This window comes from Candidatus Deferrimicrobiaceae bacterium, from assembly GCA_035256765.1.
GTDB lineage: Bacteria > Desulfobacterota > Deferrimicrobia > Deferrimicrobiales > Deferrimicrobiaceae > CSP1-8.
In genome coordinates this window covers 1-2,299 of the sequence record DATEXR010000314.1, presented here as the reverse complement: position 1 = coordinate 2,299, position 2,299 = coordinate 1, and the positions used below count along the sequence as shown (strand labels likewise).

At 63.3% G+C, this 2,299-nt stretch carries 3 protein-coding genes and 1 tRNA gene; 3 read left to right on the top strand and 1 reads right to left on the bottom strand.

Annotation, left to right across the window (positions count from 1 at the left end; all coding sequences use genetic code 11):
* Positions 1-89: 89 nt before the first annotated feature.
* Positions 90-296: a hypothetical protein gene (locus VJ307_10975; protein ID HJX74658.1), complete on the top strand. Its 207-nt coding sequence runs from the start codon at positions 90-92 to the stop codon at positions 294-296.
* 278 nt (positions 297-574) lie between these two features.
* On the opposite strand, the gene VJ307_10970 is transcribed toward VJ307_10975, so the two are convergent.
* A tRNA-Cys gene (locus VJ307_10970) sits at positions 575-649 on the bottom strand.
* A gap of 171 nt (positions 650-820) precedes the next feature.
* On the opposite strand from VJ307_10970, the gene VJ307_10965 reads away from it, so the two are divergent.
* Both VJ307_10965 and VJ307_10960 read left to right on the top strand, forming a co-directional pair.
* A complete protein-coding gene (locus VJ307_10965) occupies positions 821-1,786 on the top strand; it encodes an NAD-dependent epimerase/dehydratase family protein (protein HJX74657.1) in 966 nt (321 codons plus the stop codon).
* The coding region (locus VJ307_10960) for a fructose 1,6-bisphosphatase (GenBank protein ID HJX74656.1) at positions 1,783-2,299 on the top strand (517 nt) is incomplete at its 3' end. The genes VJ307_10965 and VJ307_10960, both read left to right, overlap by 4 nt.

Sequence of the window (2,299 nt, the reverse complement as noted above, 5' to 3'; positions counted from 1 at the left end):
CGGCTCGCCTCTTTCTAGCTGAGCGCCCGCAGTTCAGCAGAAGCCGGAGCGTTTGTGAGTGAGGGAAGCGCCGTAAAAGGAGGTAAAAGATGGATGTAAAAGACTTGGCGAAAGCGTACCGGTTGGGAAAGCCAGGGGTTGCGAAATGCCGCAAGTGCGGCGACTTTTTCACCCACGGAGAGGGACTCGTTATTACTGGCTCTGGACCGCACTGCCGCCCCTGCGCCGGGATCGTCACGGGGAACGTGTCGGAATACACCTTCGACGAAGAGGAACCCGAAGAGGAACCCGAATGAAAACCTTCCACTCTGCTACTGATCGGAAGTGGGTTGGTCGGACTGGTGGGGTTTGGGAGGAAGTTCAGGAGGTACTCGTTCCACTCCGTCAAGAAGTAATCGACACCACCGGACAGGAGCGCTCGCTCCGAAAGGAGCTGTCGTTTCACTCCGCATAGCGTGAACCGAGGACGGAGCTGTCGCTCGGTAACGAGCTGTCGGCCCGCCAAAATCACCACCACAATCACCACCAAAAATGAACGGGGACTCAGGATTGACCCCCAAGCCCCCGTAAACCCTGGAGGCGGCACCCGGATTCGAACCGGGGGATAAAGGATTTGCAGTCCTCTGCCTTACCGCTTGGCTATGCCGCCGTAGTGGCTATTTTCGGTGAATGCCCAGGGCCTGTCAAGCCTTGCGGGGATGCCGTTTCCACGTCCACAAGGTCCGGCCCGCATTCATTTTTCTTGATAAAGTGGTACTATGGTTTTCGACCATTCCGCGTTTCCGCCGAACCGGAGGTCTCCTTGCCAGCCACGATCTACATGACAGGTGTCGCCGGGTTCATCGGGTCCCACGTGGCGGAGGCTCTCCTTCTCCGGGGCGACCGGGTATTCGGGCTGGACAACCTCGACCCCTTCTACGACCGTTCTCTCAAGGAGAGGAACCTGGCGGCCCTTTCGGCCCACCCGGGGTTTGATTTTACCGAGGGGGACATCCGGGACGAGGCCGCGCTTCGCCGGTGGGGCGACGGCACCCTCGCGGGCGCGCTCATCCACTTGGCCGCGAAGGCGGGCGTCCGGCCGTCGGTGGCCGATCCCGTCGGGTATGCCGACGTGAACGTCACGGGCACGGCCCGAGTCCTTGCCTGGGCGCGGGATCGTGCCGTCCCCCGCGTCCTGTTCGCCTCCTCCTCCTCGGTATACGGCGGCAACTCCAAGATCCCGTTCGCCGAGGACGATCCCGTCGACCACCCGGTGAGCCCCTACGCCGCGACGAAGAAGGCGGGGGAGCTGTTGTGCCACGCCTTCTGCCACCTCTACGGGATGAACATCGCGTCGCTTCGGTTCTTCACCGTGTACGGTCCGCGGCAGAGGCCGGAGATGGCCATCCGCAAGTTCACCCGCCTTCTCTTCGAAGGGAAGGAGATCGGGATCTACGGGGACGGGTCGACCCGGCGCGACTACACCTACGTCGACGATGTCGTGGCGGGAGTGTTGGGGGCGCTCTCGGCGCCGCCCGGCCACCGGATCTACAACCTCGGGGAGTCCGCCACGGTCTCCCTTTCCGACCTCGTCGGCCTGCTGGAGCGGGTCACCGGGCGGAAGGCGTTCCGGCGGTTCCTCCCGGTGCAGCCGGGGGACGTGCCCGTGACCTATGCGGACATCACGCGCGCCCGCGCGGAGATCGGCTATGACCCGAAGGTCCCCGTCGCGGAGGGCGTGGAGCGATTCGTGCGATGGTATCGGAGCAATCTGGCCGAATCCACTTACCGAGGAGGTGACCGATGAAGATCACATTGTCCGTAATCAAGGCGGATATCGGCTCCATCGGGGGCCACATCCGGCCGAGCGCGCTGCTCCTCGAGACGGTGCGCAAGAGTGTTGCCGAAAAGGGGAAGAAGCTCCTGATCGACAGCCATGTGGGATTCACGGGCGACGACATCGCGATTCTCATGACCCATGCCGAGGGGGTCCTGAACGAACAGGTCCACAAGCTCGCCTGGGAAACGTTCCTCGCCGGAACCGAGGTGGCGAAGGCGCAGGGGCTCTACGGCGCCGGCCAGGACCTCCTCAAGGACTCCTTTTCCGGGAACGTGAAGGGGATGGGGCCCGCCGTCGCCGAGATGGAGTTCGAGGAGAGGCCGAACGAGCCGTTCCTCCTCTTTGCCGCCGACAAGACCGACCCCGGCGCGTACAACCTCCCGTGCTACCTCGCCTTCGCGGATCCCATGTACAACGCGGGGCTCATCCTCTCCCCCAAGATCGGGGTCGGGTATTCCTTCCGGATCATGGACGTCGAGC